Here is a 17,799-nt window from a genome sequence, read left to right as displayed (position 1 = left end):
TCGCTCAGACCGAGACTCGCCCTGCCGCTGACGGCGGACGGGAGGCGCGGTGCGGGGCTGCACCGCGCCTCCCGTCCGGCGGAGGTCGCGTCAGGGTCAGCGCTCGGACGGCTCCTGGGCAGCGCCCGCTCCGGCATCCGCCGCCTCGGCGGGACCGTCCGCCACGCGACCAGCGCGCTGCGCACGCTCGAGCTCGTCGGCCTCCGCGCCGCCGATCGCCTCGCCGCGGGCGACCATGCCGGCCGTGTCCGAGAGCGTGATCTGCGGCAGGAACAGGGCGAGCAGGAAGGCCACCGCGATGAAGGGCAGCAGGTACCAGAACACCGGCGCCAGGGAGTCGGCGTACGCGTTCACGATGCCGTCCTGCACCGCCTCCGGCAGCTTCGCCACCGTCGAGGGGTCGATGCTGCCCGCCGACGCCGCCGCATCGGTCGCCGAGCCGCCGGCCCCGCGGAACACGTCGGTCAGCGAGGTCGTCAGCCGCGCCGTGAAGAGCGCTCCGAAGACGGCGGTGCCGAGGGAGGCGCCGACCTCACGGAAGTAGTTGTTCGTCGAGGTCGCGGTGCCGACCTGCTCCGCGGGCACGGCGTTCTGCGCCACGAGGACGACCACCTGCATGATCAGGCCGAGCCCGGCGCCGAAGACGAACAGGTAGGCACAGATCAGCCAGATCGGGGTGTCCGCCGCGAGCCGGGTCATGGCGAGCATCGCGAGCGCCACCAGAACGGTCCCGATGATCGGGAACACCCGGTAACGGCCGGTCTTCGTGATGAGGTTGCCGGAGAGGATTGAGGTCCCGATCAGGCCGACCATCATCGGCAGCATGAGGAGCCCCGAGACCGCCGCCGAGGTGCCGGAGGCCATCTGCAGGAACGTCGGCACGAAGCCGATCGCCGCGAACATGCCGATGCCGAGCACGAGGCCGATGCCGGTCGCCAGCAGGAACGTGCGGTTCCGGAAGAACGAGAGCGGGAGCACGGGGTCCTGCGCACGCGACTCGACGAGGACGAGCAGGGCGGCCGCGACGACGAGGCCGGCGAACCACGCCCAGGTCTCCGGGACGTCCCACCCGTGGTCCTTGCTGCCGCCGAACTCCGAGAAGAAGACCAGGCACGTGGTCGCGGCGGACATGCACAGCACCCCGAGCACGTCGATCCGCTTCGTCGCCTTCTTGCTCGGCAGGGTGAGGGCGAACCAGGCGACGAAGAACGCCGCGATCCCGACGGGGATGTTGATGTAGAACGCCCAGTTCCAGGTGAGGTGGTCGACGAAGAACCCGCCGAGCAGCGGGCCGCCGATCGCCGAGAGGCCGAAGATCGCGCCGAGCGGCCCGAGGTACTTGCCGCGCTCGGAGGCGGGGACGATGTCGGCGATGATCGCCTGCGACAGGATCATCAGGCCGCCGCCGCCGAGCCCCTGCACGGCGCGGAACACGACGAGCTGGGTGAAGTCACCGGCGAATGCGCACCCGGCCGAGGCGATGGTGAAGAGCGCGATCGCGATGAGGAACAGGTTGCGGCGACCGAGGACGTCACCGAACTTCCCGTAGACCGGCATGACGATGGTGGAGGCGAGCAGGTACCCGGTCGTCAGCCACGCCTGGTGGGCGACACCGCCGAGCTCGCCGACGATGGTGGGCATCGCCGTGGAGACGATGGTCTGGTCGAGGCTGGAGAGCAGCATCCCCGCGATGAGCGCGGAGAAGATGATCCAGATCCGGCGCTGCGTGAGGAGCAGCGGTCCGTCGGAGCCTGGGCGGGCACGCTTGGTCGTGCCCGGCGCGGTGGCGCTCATGCGGTGTGGTCCTGTCCGGTCGTGATGGCCGCCCTGAGGAGGCGGAGGTTCTCGGTGAGCAAGGCGTCGAACGCCGGGCCCGTCCGCTCGTCGAACGCGTCGTCGAAGTACGTCGCTGCCGTCACCTTGAGCAGGCCGGCGGCCGCCTCGACGACGAGCCGGGGGCGTCGGTCGCCGGGGTCGGTCCAACCGAACCGCTCGCTCAGGGCGTCGGTGACCTTGGCGAGCTGGACGTCCGTCGCCGAGAGGAACCGTGCGACGAGGGCGGGCTCCCGCTCGAAGACCCGGCGCACCAGGGCCTCGTCGGCGCGGTCGATGCCGACGAGGTGGACCTGCTCGATCGCCAGCGCCACGATCGACCCGAGGGGGTCGAGGTCGGCGGGGACGCCCCGCCCTGCGGCGTACTCGACGAGCACGTCCTCGTTCGCGTGCAGTTCGACGCCGAGGACGACGTCCTCCTTCGACGCGAAGTGGTTGAAGAACGTGCGGCGGGACACCCCCACGGTCTCGCAGAGCTGCTCGATCGTGAAGCCGTGCAACCCGTGCTCGACCGTCGCTCGACGTGCTTCGACGATCATGCGTTGGCGCAGCGCGCGGGTGCGTTCGGTGGTGCTCACCGAAGAAGAATTGCACTCTCAAGCTGAAAGTGCAACGAGTGTGCGGCCTAGAGGGCCTTCTCGAAGCAGAACGACCACGGCATGGTCTCCGCGTACGGCTCGTACACGGGGATCGGGGTCCAGCCCGTCTTCCGGTAGAGCGCGACCGCCTCGGGCTGCTTGTCACCGGTCTGCAGGATGAGCCGAGGGGCGCCCTGCTCCCGCGCGACCTGCTCCCCCTCGGCGAGCAGCGCGGTCGCCGCACCCTTGCCCCGCGCTGCGGCGAGCACGATGAGGCGCTTCAGCTCGATCTCGTCGCCGAGGCGTCGGACAGCGATGTGCCCGAGGGCCTCGCCGTCCTCGTCGATCGCGAGCACGGAGGTGATGATCGTCGCGGGATCGACGGCGAGCGCACGGTCCCGTGCAGCGGTCACGCTGGGGTCCTCGTCCGGTCGGGAGGCACCGTAGCGCTCGTGCATCTCATCGTCCATGCGGGCGCGGAGCGCCACTCCCCGGGGGTCCTCCCACGGGACGCGTTCGATCGTGATCACGGTGGTCAATCCTGGCACGCCCCACCGACGGCGTCAGGACAGGCGGGCGATCGGCCCCTCCCCGTCGGTGAGGGCCCGGAGCACCGCGGCCGCGTCGTCGTACACCTCGGCGGCGCCAGCACCGCGGAGCTCGTCCCCGCCGATCCCGCCGGTCATCACGGAGACACACGGCACGCCGACCTTGCCGGACGACTCGACGTCCCACATCGCGTCGCCGACCATGACCGCGTGGTCCGGTGCCACGTCGACCTTGTCCAGGGCGACCTGGATGATCCCGGGCGCGGGCTTGGCATCCTCGACGTCCTCGGAGCTCGTCACCGCGGTAATCCACTCCTCGGCGTCGAGCAGTTCGCGCAGCCGGGTGAGTTCGGACTCGGGTGCGCTCGTGGCGAGGACGACGGCGTGCCCGGCCTCGGCGACCGCCCGGAGCAGGTCCCGCGCGCCGGGGAGCAACCGGAGTCGGGGCATGTGCTCGGCGTAGTACGCGGTGTGAAACTCCTTCGCGGTGGAGCGGACGTCGTCGCTCTCGTCGGGGAGCAGCGACTCGAGCAGCATCGCTGAGTCCATGCCGATCGCACGGTGCACGCGCCAGGCGTCGACGGGCGCGCCCGCTTCGCGGCAGGCGCGCCACCAGGCGTCGACGTGGGCGTAGTTCGAGTCGACGAGGGTCCCGTCGATGTCGAAGAGGACGGCGGTGGCGGGAGCGTCGGACATCCCCCCACCTTGCCCTGGAGGCGCTGTGAGCGGCTCCACCCGGCGTCGCCATCCTGACTTCGCTCCGTGTCGTCCGGCGCCCCGAACGGACCGCTTGCTCGACGGCGGATGCCCTGGTTCCGACTGCTCCTCGGGGCGTATCTCGATCGCCAGGGCGATGGCCCGCGCCGCTCGGGTTCGTAGGCTCGCACCGTGACGGACTGGGACTCCTGGGGCGACGAGGACGATTGGGACCCGTCGGGCAGGCGCAGACGCGGCGTCCGAGAGCAGGCGCCGCGCAGGGGCCTGAACTGGCTCGCCGTCGCCACGCTCACCGCACTGCTCAGCTGGGTCATCGCGATGGTGTTCGCCGGTCTGTACGCACGATCGGTCGGCTACCCACCGATCAGCTTCGACCACGACCTCGACTACGTCGCCCCGACCGACCTGCAGAACCGCGTCAAAGGAGCGTGGGGCACGCTCGAGATGCTCTCGCTCCCTGTCGCCGTCATCGCCACCGCGCTCTCCGGCACATCGTTCGCGCTTCGCCGGGAGCGTGTCACTGCGGCCATCGCGCTCGGAGTCTCACTCGCCGCGACGGCGGCGGCTGTCCTCGTCGCCGTTCATGGTGCGGTCGACTTCGTCTTCCGCGACTGACCCCGCGCACGTGCCCGGATGAGTGCGACCGCGAAGAGCACATCGTGGAGAGCGACCCAGGGCGGCCGGCGAGCGCCGCCCACTCGATGCCATCGGCGCTCAGCGCAGTGGGCAGTCAGTCCTCCACCAGCGTGAGGACGAGGTCGTGCCCTTCGTCGGGATCTCCGATCGTGAACTGGATTGCCGGCCGACGACCCGCTCGGTAGACCGCACTCATACCCGAACCTTCGTACGTCCCCGGACGGATACCGGTGCTGCCGTAGAACCGCAGGTCCAACGCACCATCGGGACGATCCGTGGCGGACCATTCGATCGGGCCGGTCACCGGCTCGCCGGCGCCGAGTACCGCCTGCGCCGGGATGTCGAGGAACCGCCCCTTCCCGTCGCGCTCGAGTTGCACTTCCACGCCGCCTCTGCCCCGGTACACGCCGACCGTTGCGTGGGGAGGCGCTTGTGCAGCGCAGCCGGCGAACGTCAGAGTGGCCACGACCGCGAGCGGCAGGAGACGATTCCGAGAGGCAACACGCGACATACGGTCTCCAGCCCGTCAGACGGTGACCGTCTCGCCCGCCGGGAGGATCGTGGTCGGCACACCGCCGAGCCCGTCCGTCCCGAGCATGCGCACGTTCATCTGCTGCCCGGCGTCGCTGAGCAGCAGCTCGTGGATCTGGATCGCACGCTCGGGCGCGACCTCCCGCACGTAGTCGATCGCAGCGGCGGTCTGCGCCCACGGGCCGCTCGTCGGGACGAGCAGCGTCCGGACCGGGACACCCGGCACGAGGTACGCGTCACCCGGGTGGAACAGCGCGCCGTCGACGAGGTATCCGACGTTCGCAATGGTCGGGATGTCCCGGTGGATGACGGCGTGCTGCTCGCCGAACACCTGCACGGAGAACGGTCCGACCTCGAACGAGTCACCCGCCCGCACGGCGACGACGCGGCCGTCGTGATCGCCCAACTGCTCGACGACCGGGGCCGGTCCGCGCACCACGAGCGAGTCGTTCGCGGCGAGGCCGGCGCGGACGGCGTCGACGTCGAAGTGGTCGGCGTGCTCGTGGGTGATGAGCACCGCCGTGGCCTGCCGGACGAGGTCGGCGGCCTCGGGCGTGAAGGTGCCCGGGTCGATGACGAGGGTGGTGCCGTCCTTGTCGAGGACGACGGTGGCGTGGTTGTGCTTCGTCAGCTCCATGTCGACAAGTGTACAACCGTGTTGTACATATTCGTGCGGGAACGGCATGAGAACCCGCTCACCGTTCCAGGCGGGCCGCGATGCGGTGGAAGAGCTCGGGGACCTGTGCGAGCACGGCACGTTCCGCGGCGGAGAGGTCGTCCTCGATGACGGATGCGAACGTGCCAGCTCGGGCACGACGCTCGCGCAGCAGAGCAGTGCGCCCGTCGTCCGTGAGCCGGATGACCGACACCCGACGGTCGCCTCCCGAGACGCCCCGCCCGACGAACCCGCGCTCCTCGAGTTCCCCGACGGTCCTCGACTGCCCCTGGTGCTTCACGCCCCGTGCACGGGCGAGCTCGGCGATGCTCATCGGCCCCTGCCGTTCCAACAGGCCGAGCGTGGCGCTCTGCGCCTGCGGCAACTCGTCGGTGAGCGCCCGCGTGGCACGCACGATGCGGCCGATCGACTCGCGGAGTTCCTCGGCGAGGGCATCCGGCGTCGGCGTCATGTCCCGACCGTACCGCCAGACGGACGGGAGGCGCGCTGCCGACCGGCACCGCGCCTCCCGTCCGCAGGTTGGTGCGTCAGCTGTTGCGCACGTCGTCAGCAGCACCACGCGCGTGGTCCTGCACGTCGGACGCGGCGCCCTGCGCCTCGTCCTTGACGGTCTGGGCAGCGTCCTGTGCGGTGTCCTTGAGGTCCTGCGCATGCTCCTTCGCCGCGTCCCCGAGCTGCGAGCCGACGTCCTTCGCCTGCTCCTTGACGTCCTCCACGAGGGGTACGGCGCGGTCCTTCAGCTCGCCGGCCAGCTCCTCCTCCTTGTCCGAGGTGGGGATGAGCGACGACGCCAGCCATCCGGCGCCGAACGCGATCAGGCCGACGGCGAGCGGGTTGCCCTTCGCCTTCTGGACCCCGCGGTGCGCGACGTCCTTCGCCTGGCCGGTCACGTCCGAGGCGGACCCGGAGGCGCTCGACCGTGCCGAGTCGGCCGCGCCCATCACGGACTCGCGGACGCCCTGGAAGCGGCTCTTCACGCGTTCGGTCTGACGGTGTGCGATCGCCGACGGGCTGACCTTGTCCGCGAGGGCGTCGACGTCGGAGCCGAGTTCGCCGCGGGTGCGCTCGATGTCGGCGCGGATCTCGTCTGGGGTGCTCATGGCTTCCTCCCGGTGTTGGGCTTGAGTGTCTCGGGGACTTCCTTGACGGTCTCGACCGTCTGCGGGGCGCCTTGGATCTCCTTGATCTCCTTGCGACCGCGGAGGGCGAGGATCGCGGCGATGATCGCGTAGACCACGGCGATGACGACCGCGGACCAGGCGTTGCCGATGAGGTACCCGAGACCCCACCACGCAGCGATCGACAGGAACAGCAGGGCGAACAGCGCGGTGAGGCCCGCGCCGCCGAACATGCCGCCGGCCTTGCCCGCCTTCTTCGCGGAGTCGGTCAGCTCGGCCTTCGCGAGGGCGACCTCCTGCCGGAACAGGCTGGAGAGGTCACGCGAGACGTCGGAGAGCAGTTCCCCGAGAGGCGTCGTCGCGGCGCGCTCCTCCGGGGTCGGCTCGCCCAGCGGTGTTGCGCCGGGGACGGAGTGGCTCATACGCCGCTCCCGGTCCCCGTCGACGGTCCGTCGGCTTCCTTCTCGTGCTTGATCTCGGTCGCGAGCGCCTTCGTGAGGCGTCCGGCCAGGATGCCCGCGCCGGCGGCGATGGCGATGAAGGTGCCCGGTCGCTTGGCGGCGAAGGACTTGACCTCGTCGAGCAGCGAGCCCGGGTCACGTCCCTCGAGGTACCCGGCGGCGGAGCCGGCGCGGTGCGACAGGTCGCGGACGACCTTCGCGGCGATCCCCTGCTCGTCGTCGTTGTCGGCCATGCGGCCGAGCTGGTCGCCGAGGCTGCGGAGCCCGCCGGCGGCGCGCTGCTGCTGGTCGGCCGCCTGCTCCTTGAGCGTCTCGGTCGCCTGCGAGTAGAGCTGCTTCGCGTGGTCGGTCGCCTCGGACGCGACGTTCGAGGCCTGCTCCTTCGCAGTGCCGGCGACGTGCGACGCCTTCTCCTTCGCGTCGCCTGCGACGTCCTGGGCTGCACCCTTCGCGGCGTCCGCCTTGCCCGAGCCGCCACCGTCGTGGCTGGGCGCGGGCGGGAGCTGCTCGTCGGCGGGGATCGCGTCGAGCGGCGCGTCGAACGGGACCTCGGCCACGTCCTCGCCGTACGGGTCGTACGTCTGCGCGACGTCCGGGTCGGTGGGCCCTGCCGCCGGGGTGCCGGTCGCGAAGGACGGGACCGTCACACCGGGACGGACCTCGTGTCCCTCGGACGCTGCGGTGCGGTCGTGGATGGGCGTCCCGGAGTCGTTCCCGGGTGGGTTCGTGGTCATCGTCGGCCTTCCGGTTGTCGTCGCCACCGACGTGCGCCGGTGGCGTTGCGTCACCGACCGTGCGCCCACCGCACTGAGCCGGGGCACAGGAACGTCGGGAAGCGCGGATCCGAAGTCCGTTCAGCGCGCTTCCGGTTGGATCGGGGGATGCCCTCCGTGTCGGTCGTCGTGCCCGTCCTCGACGACGCCGACCACCTCCGCTGCTGCCTCGACGCGCTCGCCGAGCAGACCCGGCGCCCGGACGAGGTCATCGTCGTCGACAACGGCAGCCACGACGACAGCGTCGCCGTGGCGCAGGCCGCGGGGGCGATCGTCCTCACCGAGCGGGTACGCGGCATCGCCCGCGCCTCGGCACGCGGGTACGACCGGGCCACCGGGGACGTGATCGTGCGGCTCGACGCGGACTCCGTCCCCCCGCCCGACTGGGTCGCCCGGGCCGTCCGGATCCTCGAGGACCGTGCCGCCGTCGCCGTGACCGGTCCCGGGCGACCGCACGACGGGGGCCCGATCGTCCGGTTGGTCTGGGGCGCCGTGTACATGCGTCCGTACTTCGCCCTCGTGTCGGCGGCGCTCGGTCGACCGCCCCTGTTCGGCTCGGCGATGGCGATGCGTCGGGACACCTGGCTGGCGATCCGCGGTCGGGCGCACCGGGAGGACCCCGAGGTGCACGACGACGTCGACCTGAGCATGCAGCTCGACCCGGCATGGCGGGTGGTGGCCGACCGTGCGCTCGCGGTCCAGGTGTCCGCGCGACCGCTGTCGGGTCTCCGGTCCGCGTTCGTGCGGACGCGCCGTGCCTTCCACACGTTCCGGGTGAACGGGCGCCGCGCCAACCCGGTGCGACGGTGGGCGCGCCGGGCTCGGGTGGCGGTGCGCGAGCGCGCATCGGCGGGCTGGATCCACCGCTGAGGGTCCCGGCGGACCGGACCGTCGGCGAGTGCCTCCGCGGACGGCACGGTCTCAGCGCATGGCGACCCAGACCGGGAACGCCGCCGCTGCACTCCACGCCTGCGGCCGGCAGGCGGCCGGGTAGGGCGCCGGACGGGTCACGTCGGTGGCGGCGTCCCCGGCGTGCAGCTCCGGCATCCGGAAGTCGAACGCGACCGCGGCGGCGAGGAGCTGCTCGGAGAGCTCCCGGGCCTCCTGGTGGTGCCCCGAGCGTGTCAGCCCGGCGACCACCACGGCGGTGTCGTGCGCCCAGACGGTGCCGCCGTGGTAGCTCAGGGGCCAGAACCCGGCAGCGGTCGTGGACAGGGTCCGCAGGCCGAAGCCGCTCGCCATGTCGGGCGCGACGACCCGCGCGGCGACGACGGACTCCTCGTCCGGGCAGAGCAGGCCGGTGCCGAGCAGGTGACCGATGTTGCTCGTGGGCGAGTCGACGGGACGCTTCGCGGCGTCGAGCGCGATCGCCGGGTACGGACCGATGTCGTCCGACACCCAGAAGGCGGCACGGAAGCGCTCCGCGAGCCGGGCCGCCCACGCACGCCAGTCGTCCCCGCCGGGCCGACCGAACGCGTCCAGCAGGTCGGCGCCGTGCACCGCCGCCTCGTGCGCGTAGCCCTGCACCTCGCACAGTGCGATCGGACCGTCCGCGAGCGTCCCGTCACGCCACTGCACGCTGTCGCCGGAGTCCTTCCACCCCTGGTTCGCCAGACCGCGACCGGACTCGTCGACGTACTCGAGGAGTCCGTCCCCGTCGGCGTCGCCGTGGTCGCGCATCCACGCGAGCGCCCGTTCGAGCGTCGGCAGGAGGGCCTCGACCTCGGCGTCGGGAAGGCCCGCTCGCCAGGCGTCGTGGAGCAGGCAGACCCACAGCGCGGTCGCGTCGACGGTGCCGTAGTACAGCGGCGGCAGGGAGATCTCGTCGTTGTCGACGGGCAGGGACGCCTGGCGGAGTTCGTGCATGATCTTGCCCGGCTGCTCCGCCGTCGTCGGGTCGGTGGTCGTGCCCTGCAGCGCGGCGAGCACCCGGAGGGTCCCGCCCGCGATGCTCGTGTCCACGGGGAGGAGGAATCGGGCGGCCCAGATGGAGTCACGGCCGAACAGCGTGAAGAACCACGGGGCGCCGGCAGCGAGGAACTCCCCCTCGGGCCGTGCGAGCCGGAGGGCGTCGAGGTCGTCGGTCGCCCGTTCGAGCCACCGACGCAGCCGGTCGTCCTGCACACCGGTCGGGGCGTCGAACGGACGCGGGGTCGTCACGCCGGAGACCACGGCGTCGGGAGTCTCGACGGTGCAGTCCCAGCCGAACTCGGCCTCCCGAACCCGGGCGGTCCGCCACCGCAGCACCACGTCTGCGCCGTCCGCGATCACCTCGGCGCCCGGCGCATCGAGCCGCACGCGGACGGACCCCGCGGTCCACGACGCACACGATCCGTCGGCGTCCGGGATCACCGGGTCGGTGCCGAGCCCGGCCTTGACCGCGTCCATCCCGGAGGCGTCCGGGGTGATCCGCACCGTCACGACGAGCTGCGAGGCACCGGCCGCCGCGCCGTGCAGACGATCGGTGATGCGCAACCGCTCCTGCACGCCGTCGATGCGGACGCTGCGGCGGTGGTCGAGTCGGACGTCCGGGTCCGCACCGGCAGCGTCGAGACCGCGGAGGAGCCCCGTGAAGACGACCTCGCGGGCACCGACGGGCACGACGGCGACGGGCTCGACGTCGGTGCCCGCGACCGCCACGTGCACCGCGGACACGAACCGCTGGTCGCCCGTCCAGTACCCGTGCACCGGGTTGCTCCCGAGCGAGCCGTCCCGGCCGGACCACGCCTGGGTCGGGGCCGCGACGACGGCGACCTCGTCGTGGAGGAGCGGCTGCAGCGGGACGGTCGGGGCGTTCGTGGCGGTGGGCGTGGCGGTGGTGGTGGAGGTCATGCGGTCTCCTCGTCGACGGGATCGGGGGACGGGGTCCAGGTCGGGTGCCAGCCCGGCTGGGGCGGCGGGGTGGTGGGCAGTCGGCGGACGGGGAGCGCCTCGGTGCGGACGCCGGTGGGCGTGCCGGGAGCGCGGAGCACCCGGACGGCACGGCCGCCGTCGTGGTCGGTGACGGCTTCGACCAGCGAGGCCGAGCGGCCGCGGAGCACGATCCCGACACCCTCGTCCAGCTCGACGCCGTCGGGCAGCGCACCCGCTGCCACGGCGGCGCGGAACACGGGCGAACGCTCCGGGTCCGAGTCGGTGTGCACGCCGAGTGAGCCGGCGGCGAAGCCGAGTCCGTCCGCCACGACGGCAGGACGGGGACCGTGGCTCTGGGTGACGCCGCCCGCGTGCCAGCAGAGCGCGCCGGCGGATCCGCCCGCGAGCACGACACCGGCCTCCCACGCCGCGCGGAGGACGTCGTCGAGTCCGTGGGCGCGCCAGACCGCGAGCAGGTTCACGACGGACCCGCCCGAGACCCAGACGACGTCGGCACCGAGCACGGCGTCCCGGAGCGACGGGACGTTCCGCCGCGGGAAGAAGCGCAGATGGGCCGCCTCCACCCCGACCGCGCGGGCCGCCGCGAGTTCGGCGCCCTCGACGCTGCGCTGGTCACCGCCCGCCGTGTTGACGTGCAGCACGCGGGGCGGCCGCCTCTCCGGCACGCGGGCGAGTCGGATCGCCTCGAACAGCAGCGGACCGTACGCGGAGTCGTCCCAGTCGCCCTCGACGAGTCCGCCGCACGTGGCAAGGATCGTGGGCTCGGACGCGGTCACTCCTTCACCGCGCCCTCGCTCGAGTTCATGATCCGCTTCTGGAACACGAAGAACGCGACGGCGACCGGGATGGTCATGACGAACGCCGCGGCGAGCTTGATCGGGAACTGGTTCCCGGCGCTCAGTCCGCCGGACGCCAGGGACGCGACCCCCTTGGTGAGGGTGGTCAGGCCCGGGGACGACGAGGACACGATGAAGTGCGCCAACTCGTTCCACGAGCCCTGGAACGACAGGATCGTGATCGTCACGACGGCCGGCCGCGCCATCGGGAGCACGATCGACCAGAACGTGCGGAAGGTGCCGGCGCCGTCGATCTTCGCCTGCTCCTCGACGCTCACCGGGATGGACTCGAAGAAGTTCTTCATGATGAACACCCCGGCGGCGTCCACGAGCAGCGGCACGATCATGCCCGAGTACGAGTCGTACATGCCGAGCTGGTTGATGACGAGGAACTTCGGGATGAGCAGCACCACCCCGGGGACGGCCATCACGGCGACGAGCGCGGCGAACACGGCCTGCCGCCCGCGGAACCGCAGTCGTGCGAGCGCGTACCCGGCGAGCGAGTCGAAGAAGATCCGTCCGAGCGTGACGAACACCGCGACGATGACGGAGTTCATCGCCCAGACGCCGAAGTCGGAGCGCTGGAACAGCGACTCGAACGCCGCCGTCGTCCAGGTCCCGGGCAGCGCCAAGGGGTGCAGCGAGGCGTCCTGGTCGGTCTTGAACGAGTTGACGACCGCCACGTAGAACGGCAGCAGGTACACCACTGCGATCACGACGCCGACGACGAGCAGCGCGATGCTGCGTGGCGTGGGCCGCGCCCGCCGCCGGCGCGGGGCGGGTGCCCGCGTGACGGTGGCGGCGCGGACGTCCGGCACCGCGCCTCCAGGCTGGGCGGACGTCGGGGTGCTGGTCATCGCACCGATCCCTTCTCGATCCAGCGCATGCGGCGCCGCGACACGGGGCGCTCGCGCAGGGCCCAGCGCTGCACCAGCGTGAACGCGACGATGATGGCGAACAGGATGAACGCGATCGCCGCGCCGACGCCCCACTGCTGGCTCCCGAAGGCCGACGAGTACGACAGGTACGCGGGCGTCATCGTGGTGTTCGCCGGGGCGCCCTTCGTGCCGGTGTAGATCTGGTCGAAGATCTGCCAGGTCCCGATCAGCCCGAGGGTCAGCACCGTGAACAGCGTCGGGCGCAGCTGCGGCAGCGTCACCCGCCAGAACCGGGTCCACGCGCCGGCGCCGTCGATCATGGCTGCCTCGTCCACGTCCGCCGACAGGTTCTGCAGGGCGGCGAGGAAGAGCAGCATGAACGTGCCGCTCGTCGTGAAGACCGCCAGCAGGATGAACGCGGTCATGGCGACCGACGGACCCGCGAGCCACTCCCACCACGAGATGCCGAGCATCGTGTGGTCGGCGAGCAGCGGCGGCGGGTCGCCGGCCCCGAGGTGGAACAGGCCGGTCGGTTCGTTGAACCAGTTCGGCCCGTGGACACCGACCCAGCTGATGATCTTGTTGACCGCGCCGGTGGACGAGAACAGGAACAGCCAGACGACGGTGATGGCGACGGAGCTCGTCACCGAGGGGAAGTAGAACGCGGTCCGGAAGAAACCGCGCCCGCGCAGGGCCCGCCCGTTCACGAGGAGGGCGAGGCCGAGCGCGACGGCGGTCTGGAGCGGCACGACGAACACGACGTACCAGAGGTTGTTCCGCAGGGCCGTGCCGAAGTTCTGCTCGTCGAGGCCTCCGCCGCCGAGGATCTTCGCGTAGTTCCGGCCGCCGACGAACGAGACGTCGGAGGAGAACGGGCTGCCCACTCCGTGCCAGTCGGAGACGCTCACCCACGCCGCCATGAGCACCGGCACGGCGAGGAACAGGCCGAGCACGATGATCGTCGGCGCGGTGAACAGCCAGCCCGAGACGGCCTCGGCGCGGTTCTTCCGGGACACGCGTCAGCCCTTCAGCGCGGCGGCCATGTTCTTCTGGACGCCCTCGAGCAGGGTCTTCGTGTCGGTCTTCGCGAGGCCGCCGAGCTTCGAGTCGAAGTCCGCGATCACGTCGGCGGTCCCCGCCTTGTTCGGGACGCCCTTCGCGCTGTCGGCCTCGTCGAGGAACGCGGCGTACTGCGGGTACTCCTGCTTCCACTTGCTCGCCGCGGACTCGACGGACGGCATGACGCCGAACTCCTTCGCGAAGGTCAGCTGCTGCGACGTGCTCGTCATCTTCTCGACGAAGGCGAGCGCGGCCTTCTGGTTCGGCGAGTCCTTCGCGATGCCCCAGCAGTTCGTGAACTGGAGCGTGCCGGCACCCTTCGGGCCCTCCGGCAGCTGGACCACCTTGTAGTCGACGCTCGGGTAGCTGGCCGACATCGCGCCGGTGAGCCAGTTGCCCTCGACCGTCATCGCGGCCTTGTCCTTGCCGAACGCGTCACCGCCCCAGCTCTCACCGAGGTCGCTCGAGAACTTCGTCGAGCCGTCCTGCAGCAGCCCCTTCACGTAGTCGAGGGCCTTGACGTTCGCCGCCGAGTCGACGGTCGCCTTCGTCTGGTCGGCGTTGGTGAGGGAACCACCGGCCTGCGCCATGAAGGCACCGAGCCGCTCGTACTGCGGGCTCATCGTGAGGCCGACCCGGCCGTCCTGCGTGAGCTTCTCGGCGACGGAGGCGAGGTCGTCCCAGGTCTTCGGGACGTCGCTGTCGGTGAGGCCCGCAGCCTTCCAGTCCTTCGTGTTGATGAAGAGCGCGAGGGTCGAGAAGTCCTTGGGCGCGCAGTAGAGCCTGTCGTCCACGGTGAACGAATTCGTGAGCGTCGGGTAGAAGTCGTCCTTGTTCGACAGCTGGTCGCCGTACGCCAGGAGCGACCCGTTGGACGCGTAGCCGGTGAGGGCCGAGGTGCTGACGTAGAAGACGTCGGCGGGCTTGCCGGACGCGAACCCCTGGGCGAGCTGCTGGTCGAGGTTGTTGGCGGCCTGGACGGAGACGCCGGTACCGGAGGACTTCGACCACGAGGCGGCGGCGCTCTTCACGGCGGCGGTCTCGGCGTCGCCCGAGGAACCGATGAGCACCGTGAGGTCCTTGTCGCTGGAGGTCAGCTTGCCGGCGCCGGAGCCGGAGGACGACCCGGATCCGCTGAAGCCGGAGCCGCAGGCGGACAGGGTCAGGGCTGCGGTGAGCGCCATCGCTCCCGCGGTCAGCATGCGTGCTGGGCGTCGTTGCATCGGGGGACTCCTCGTCGAGTGTCGGGCTTCGATCGTTCAAATTTGATCGATCAAACGAGTCGACCATACACCGCCGAGGCGCTACGGTGAACCCCATGTCGCACCCCGCCACCGTCGCCGACGTCGCCCTCGCCGCGGGCGTCTCCCGGCAGACCGTGTCGAACGTGCTCAACCGGCCCGAGGTCGTCCGACCCGCCACCCTCTCGCGGGTCCAGGCCGCGATCGAGGACCTCGGGTACCGCCCGCACGCGTCCGCCCGACGCCTCCGCACCCGGCAGAGCTCCACCCTCGGCGTGCGGCTCGAACCCGTGCACGGCATCTCCGGCGCCGTGCTCGACCGCTTCCTGCACGCCCTGGTCGACAGCGCCGATGCCCGGGGGATGCGGATCCTCCTCTTCACCGCCACCGACGTCGCCGACGAGCTCGCGCACATCGAACGGCTCGTCGAGGGTTCGGACGTCGACGGGTTCGTCCTCACCTCCACGTTCCACGACGACCCGAGGCCCGGCTGGCTCGCCGACCGCGAGGTCCCCTTCGTGCTCTTCGGCCGGCCGTGGGGACAGCCGGAAGACCGGATCGAGACGCTGCCGTGGGTCGACGTCGACGGACGAGCCGGACTGCACGAGGCGACGGCGCACCTCGCCGCGGCCGGACACCGACGGATCGGGTTCCTCGGCTGGCCCAGCCCGTCCGGTCAGGGCGACGAGCGACGGCACGGCTGGCAGGACGCGCTGGCCGAGGCCGGACTCGCGACCGAGGACCCGGTCGCGCTCGTCTGCGAGGACGACGTCGCGGCCGCCACCCGGACGGTCGCCCGGGCCGTCGCCGAGGGAGCAGCCGTCGACGCCCTCGTCTGCGCCTCCGACACCCTCGCGCTCGGGGCACGGTTCGCCCTGGGGGCGTCCGTGCCCGTCGTGGGCTACGACGACACCCCCGTGGCCGAGGCGCTGGCGATCTCGAGCGTCGAGCAGCCCCTCGCCGCGGCAGCGGGGGCCGCACTCGAACTCCTCATGGGGAGCGGCCGGTCGGTCCTGCCCGGTCCGACCGGACACCACCTGCTCACCCCGCGCGTCGTCTGGCGCGAGGACGTCGGAGTCCGGCCGGTCACGGATCGGTGACGCATCGCTGACGGCCGGTCATGGCTCGCGGGTCCGGTGGCCGACGGCGACACCTCCGTCACCGGCGGCGACGTCGGCGTTCACATCCCGCAGTCGAACGTCCCGAAAGACGGCCTGCTCGCCGACGTGACGGCACACGCCATCGGGACGGATGCTCATCCGGCGGGGCGCGACCGCACGTGCGCCCGCTCCCCCTGCGGGCCGTACAGGCAGAGCACCTCGGTGACCTCGTCGGTGGTGTTGCCGACCCAGTGCGGGGTGTGCGTGTCGAACTCGACGACCTCGCCCGGCCCGAGGTCGAAGTCCCGGTCGCCGAGCAGCAGGCGCAGCCGTCCGGACAGCACGTACAGCCACTCGTACCCCTCGTGCGTCTTGAGGCTGCGGTCGCGGTTCGGCGGCTCGGGAGGGATGAGCTGCTTGAACGACCGCACCCCGCCGGTCCGCTTCGTCAACGGGATCACGACGCGTCCGCCGTGCCGTTCGGCCTTGAGGTGCACCCGGGGATCCCCGGTCTGCGGCGCCCCGACGAGGTCGTCGAGCGGCACCTGGTACGCCCGGGCCAGCGGCAGCAGGAGTTCGAGGGTCGGTCGACGCTGGCCGGACTCGAGGCGCGACAGGGTCGACACCGAGACACCGGTCTCCGCGGCGAGCGCCGCCAGGGTCACGTTGCGCCGTCCGCGCAGGGAACGCAGTCGCGGGCCGACCGCGTCGACGACCTCGGCGGTCGTGGGTGGGGTGATCCGTTCCTCCCGGCTGTGCACCATGGCGACCATGTTGCCAGACCGGCAACGATCGTTGCCAGTCCAGCGATCGCATGCGCAGGATGCAGGCATGCGAGATCACTACGACGTCATCGTCATCGGCGGCTCTGCCGCCGGTCTGTCCGCCGCGCTCGTCCTCGGACGGTCGCGGCGCTCCGTCCTCGTCGTCGACGCCGGCGAGCCCAGGAACGCCGTGGCCGAGGGCGCTCACAACTACCTGGGACGCGAGGGCGTCGCCCCGAGCGAGCTGTACCGGATCGGACGCGACGAGGTCGCGGCCTACGGTGTGGAGGTGCAGCCCGGGAGGATCGTGGCGGCGTCCCCGACGGACGGTGACGGTGTCGACCCGGTCGGCTTCTCGGTCACGCTCGACTCGGGCCGGGTCGTCGCGGCGCGCAGACTGGTGGTCGCCTCCGGCGCCGTGGACGTGCTGCCGAAGGTCCCCGGGCTGGCGGAGCAGTGGGGGCGCGGTGTCGTGCACTGCCCGTTCTGCCACGGGTGGGAGGTCCGCGACCAGCACATCGGTGTGCTCGTGACCACGCCGAACGGGGTCCACCACGCGCTGATGTTCCGGGCGCTGAGCGACCGCGTCACGGCGTTCGTCACGGATCCGACCCTCGTCGACGACACCGCCCGGGAGGGTTTCGCAGCCCGAGGCATCCGGGTGGTCGACGACTCGGTGCGTCGGGTGCGGTCCTCCGACGGTGTGCTGACCGGCGTCGAACTCGGGTCGGGCGAGGTGGTCGCGCTGGATGCCCTCGCGGCGGCGAGCACCGCCGAGGCCCGCGTCGACTTCGCTGCCGGGCTGGGGCTGACCGCGTCCGACGTCGTCGTGAACGGCTTCCGGTTCGGGAGCGCACTCACGGTGGACGCTGCGGGGCAGACAGCGGTCCGCGGCGTGTACGCGGCCGGGAACGTCGCGGCTCCGATGGCGACCGTCATCGCGTCCGCCGCGGCGGGGGTGCAGGCGGGGGTGGCGGCGCACGGCGACCTCGTGCAGGCCGACCTGGCCGCGGCGCTCGCGGGCGCCGCGGCGGGGTCCGGCGCGGCGGCGGGGTCCGGCGCGGCCCGAGTCTCGGGCTGAGCGACAGTTCTCGTGCCCCCGAGCGCGAGGACTGTCGCTCACACCGAGTCTCGGCACGCCTCCTACGAGTCTCGCCGCACCGCGACCGAGTCTCG

The 17,799-nt window shown here is 71.8% G+C and carries 20 protein-coding genes; 4 read left to right on the top strand and 16 right to left on the bottom strand.

Annotation, left to right across the window (positions count from 1 at the left end):
• Nucleotides 1-96 precede the first annotated feature (96 nt).
• Genes ACTJKO_RS01390 through ACTJKO_RS01375 form a run of 4 tightly spaced genes read right to left on the bottom strand, consistent with a single transcriptional unit; the run spans nt 97 to nt 3,655 of the window.
• The gene (locus ACTJKO_RS01390) at nt 97-1,794 is read right to left on the bottom strand and encodes an MDR family MFS transporter (RefSeq protein ID WP_440684913.1); all 1,698 of its coding nucleotides are present in this window, start codon (nt 1,792-1,794) and stop codon (nt 97-99) included.
• Entirely contained in the window at nt 1,791-2,411 is a 621-nt protein-coding gene (locus ACTJKO_RS01385) for a TetR/AcrR family transcriptional regulator (protein WP_440684911.1), read from the bottom strand. The genes ACTJKO_RS01390 and ACTJKO_RS01385 overlap by 4 nt, the downstream gene beginning before the upstream one ends.
• 47 nt (nt 2,412-2,458) lie before the next feature.
• Nucleotides 2,459-2,941, bottom strand: coding sequence for a GNAT family N-acetyltransferase (locus ACTJKO_RS01380; protein WP_440684909.1), 483 nt, complete (start codon nt 2,939-2,941; stop codon nt 2,459-2,461).
• Nucleotides 2,942-2,974: 33 nt separating this feature from the next.
• A complete protein-coding gene (locus ACTJKO_RS01375) occupies nt 2,975-3,655 on the bottom strand; it encodes an HAD family hydrolase (protein ID WP_440684907.1) in 681 nt (226 codons plus the stop codon).
• A gap of 192 nt (nt 3,656-3,847) precedes the next feature.
• On the opposite strand from ACTJKO_RS01375, the gene ACTJKO_RS01370 reads away from it, so the two are divergent.
• Nucleotides 3,848-4,291 carry a hypothetical protein gene (locus ACTJKO_RS01370; RefSeq protein WP_440684905.1) on the top strand — a complete coding sequence of 148 codons (444 nt, stop codon included), beginning with the start codon at nt 3,848-3,850 and terminating at the stop codon, nt 4,289-4,291.
• 115 nt (nt 4,292-4,406) lie between these two features.
• Here ACTJKO_RS01370 and ACTJKO_RS01365 read toward each other — a convergent pair whose 3' ends face one another.
• From ACTJKO_RS01365 to ACTJKO_RS01340, 6 genes are all read right to left on the bottom strand, one after another.
• Nucleotides 4,407-4,778 carry a hypothetical protein gene (locus tag ACTJKO_RS01365; protein ID WP_440684903.1) on the bottom strand — a complete coding sequence of 124 codons (372 nt, stop codon included), beginning with the start codon at nt 4,776-4,778 and terminating at the stop codon, nt 4,407-4,409.
• Nucleotides 4,779-4,838: 60 nt separating this feature from the next.
• A complete protein-coding gene (locus tag ACTJKO_RS01360; protein ID WP_440684901.1) occupies nt 4,839-5,480 on the bottom strand; it encodes an MBL fold metallo-hydrolase in 642 nt (213 codons plus the stop codon).
• 58 nt (nt 5,481-5,538) lie between these two features.
• Nucleotides 5,539-5,970 carry a MarR family winged helix-turn-helix transcriptional regulator gene (locus ACTJKO_RS01355; protein ID WP_440684899.1) on the bottom strand — a complete coding sequence of 144 codons (432 nt, stop codon included), beginning with the start codon at nt 5,968-5,970 and terminating at the stop codon, nt 5,539-5,541.
• A 76-nt stretch (nt 5,971-6,046) separates the two neighbouring features.
• Nucleotides 6,047-6,619, bottom strand: coding sequence for a DUF3618 domain-containing protein (locus ACTJKO_RS01350; RefSeq protein ID WP_440684897.1), 573 nt, complete (start codon nt 6,617-6,619; stop codon nt 6,047-6,049).
• A complete protein-coding gene (locus ACTJKO_RS01345; protein WP_440684895.1) occupies nt 6,616-7,059 on the bottom strand; it encodes a phage holin family protein in 444 nt (147 codons plus the stop codon). Before ACTJKO_RS01345 ends, ACTJKO_RS01350 begins: the two co-directional genes overlap by 4 nt.
• Nucleotides 7,056-7,832 carry a hypothetical protein gene (locus ACTJKO_RS01340; protein WP_440684893.1) on the bottom strand — a complete coding sequence of 259 codons (777 nt, stop codon included), beginning with the start codon at nt 7,830-7,832 and terminating at the stop codon, nt 7,056-7,058. The genes ACTJKO_RS01345 and ACTJKO_RS01340 overlap by 4 nt, the downstream gene beginning before the upstream one ends.
• Nucleotides 7,833-7,979: 147 nt before the next feature.
• On the opposite strand from ACTJKO_RS01340, the gene ACTJKO_RS01335 reads away from it, so the two are divergent.
• A complete protein-coding gene (locus ACTJKO_RS01335; protein ID WP_440684891.1) occupies nt 7,980-8,741 on the top strand; it encodes a glycosyltransferase family 2 protein in 762 nt (253 codons plus the stop codon).
• A 51-nt stretch (nt 8,742-8,792) separates the two neighbouring features.
• On the opposite strand, the gene ACTJKO_RS01330 is transcribed toward ACTJKO_RS01335, so the two are convergent.
• From ACTJKO_RS01330 to ACTJKO_RS01310, 5 genes are read right to left on the bottom strand one after another with little or no spacing between them, the layout of a single operon-like run.
• Entirely contained in the window at nt 8,793-10,703 is a 1,911-nt protein-coding gene (locus tag ACTJKO_RS01330) for an amylo-alpha-1,6-glucosidase (protein ID WP_440684889.1), read from the bottom strand.
• Nucleotides 10,700-11,521 carry a Type 1 glutamine amidotransferase-like domain-containing protein gene (locus tag ACTJKO_RS01325; RefSeq protein WP_440684887.1) on the bottom strand — a complete coding sequence of 274 codons (822 nt, stop codon included), beginning with the start codon at nt 11,519-11,521 and terminating at the stop codon, nt 10,700-10,702. Before ACTJKO_RS01325 ends, ACTJKO_RS01330 begins: the two co-directional genes overlap by 4 nt.
• A complete protein-coding gene (locus ACTJKO_RS01320) occupies nt 11,518-12,438 on the bottom strand; it encodes a carbohydrate ABC transporter permease (protein WP_440684885.1) in 921 nt (306 codons plus the stop codon). The genes ACTJKO_RS01325 and ACTJKO_RS01320 overlap by 4 nt, the downstream gene beginning before the upstream one ends.
• Complete coding sequence (locus ACTJKO_RS01315; protein WP_440684883.1) at nt 12,435-13,475, bottom strand: carbohydrate ABC transporter permease; 1,041 nt, start codon at nt 13,473-13,475, stop codon at nt 12,435-12,437. The genes ACTJKO_RS01320 and ACTJKO_RS01315 overlap by 4 nt, the downstream gene beginning before the upstream one ends.
• 3 nt (nt 13,476-13,478) lie before the next feature.
• Nucleotides 13,479-14,741 carry an extracellular solute-binding protein gene (locus ACTJKO_RS01310; protein WP_440684881.1) on the bottom strand — a complete coding sequence of 421 codons (1,263 nt, stop codon included), beginning with the start codon at nt 14,739-14,741 and terminating at the stop codon, nt 13,479-13,481.
• Nucleotides 14,742-14,836: 95 nt separating this feature from the next.
• Between ACTJKO_RS01310 and ACTJKO_RS01305 the strand changes: the two genes are divergently transcribed.
• Entirely contained in the window at nt 14,837-15,859 is a 1,023-nt protein-coding gene (locus tag ACTJKO_RS01305; protein WP_440684879.1) for a LacI family DNA-binding transcriptional regulator, read from the top strand.
• 155 nt (nt 15,860-16,014) lie between these two features.
• Here the strand turns inward: ACTJKO_RS01305 and ACTJKO_RS01300 are convergent, their stop codons facing one another.
• Nucleotides 16,015-16,623 carry a helix-turn-helix domain-containing protein gene (locus tag ACTJKO_RS01300; protein ID WP_440684877.1) on the bottom strand — a complete coding sequence of 203 codons (609 nt, stop codon included), beginning with the start codon at nt 16,621-16,623 and terminating at the stop codon, nt 16,015-16,017.
• 67 nt (nt 16,624-16,690) lie between these two features.
• Here ACTJKO_RS01300 and ACTJKO_RS01295 point away from each other — a divergent pair, with 67 nt between their 5' ends.
• The gene (locus ACTJKO_RS01295) at nt 16,691-17,704 is read left to right on the top strand and encodes an NAD(P)/FAD-dependent oxidoreductase (protein WP_440684875.1); all 1,014 of its coding nucleotides are present in this window, start codon (nt 16,691-16,693) and stop codon (nt 17,702-17,704) included.
• Nucleotides 17,705-17,799: the final 95 nt, after the last annotated feature.

The sequence above is a fragment of the Curtobacterium sp. 22159 genome (assembly GCF_052045775.1).
GTDB lineage: Bacteria > Actinomycetota > Actinomycetes > Actinomycetales > Microbacteriaceae > Curtobacterium.
The sequence above is the reverse complement of the archived record's forward strand: the minus strand, read 5'-3'. Positions and strand labels throughout refer to the sequence as shown.

Excerpts from the sequence above, each read along its gene's own strand:
- ACTJKO_RS01390 (WP_440684913.1), bottom strand. The coding sequence starts at position 1,794 with ATGAGCGCCACCGCGCCGGGCACGACCAAGCGTGCCCGCCCAGGCTCC.
- ACTJKO_RS01375 (WP_440684907.1), bottom strand. The coding sequence starts at position 3,655 with ATGTCCGACGCTCCCGCCACCGCCGTCCTCTTCGACATCGACGGGACC.
- ACTJKO_RS01360 (WP_440684901.1), bottom strand. The coding sequence starts at position 5,480 with ATGGAGCTGACGAAGCACAACCACGCCACCGTCGTCCTCGACAAGGAC.
- ACTJKO_RS01355 (WP_440684899.1), bottom strand. The coding sequence starts at position 5,970 with ATGACGCCGACGCCGGATGCCCTCGCCGAGGAACTCCGCGAGTCGATC.
- ACTJKO_RS01350 (WP_440684897.1), bottom strand. The coding sequence starts at position 6,619 with ATGAGCACCCCAGACGAGATCCGCGCCGACATCGAGCGCACCCGCGGC.
- ACTJKO_RS01345 (WP_440684895.1), bottom strand. The coding sequence starts at position 7,059 with ATGAGCCACTCCGTCCCCGGCGCAACACCGCTGGGCGAGCCGACCCCG.
- ACTJKO_RS01340 (WP_440684893.1), bottom strand. The coding sequence starts at position 7,832 with ATGACCACGAACCCACCCGGGAACGACTCCGGGACGCCCATCCACGAC.
- ACTJKO_RS01335 (WP_440684891.1), top strand. The coding sequence starts at position 7,980 with ATGCCCTCCGTGTCGGTCGTCGTGCCCGTCCTCGACGACGCCGACCAC.
- ACTJKO_RS01330 (WP_440684889.1), bottom strand. The coding sequence starts at position 10,703 with ATGACCTCCACCACCACCGCCACGCCCACCGCCACGAACGCCCCGACC.
- ACTJKO_RS01320 (WP_440684885.1), bottom strand. The coding sequence starts at position 12,438 with ATGACCAGCACCCCGACGTCCGCCCAGCCTGGAGGCGCGGTGCCGGAC.
- ACTJKO_RS01310 (WP_440684881.1), bottom strand. The coding sequence starts at position 14,741 with ATGCAACGACGCCCAGCACGCATGCTGACCGCGGGAGCGATGGCGCTC.
- ACTJKO_RS01305 (WP_440684879.1), top strand. The coding sequence starts at position 14,837 with ATGTCGCACCCCGCCACCGTCGCCGACGTCGCCCTCGCCGCGGGCGTC.
- ACTJKO_RS01300 (WP_440684877.1), bottom strand. The coding sequence starts at position 16,623 with ATGGTGCACAGCCGGGAGGAACGGATCACCCCACCCACGACCGCCGAG.
- ACTJKO_RS01295 (WP_440684875.1), top strand. The coding sequence starts at position 16,691 with ATGCGAGATCACTACGACGTCATCGTCATCGGCGGCTCTGCCGCCGGT.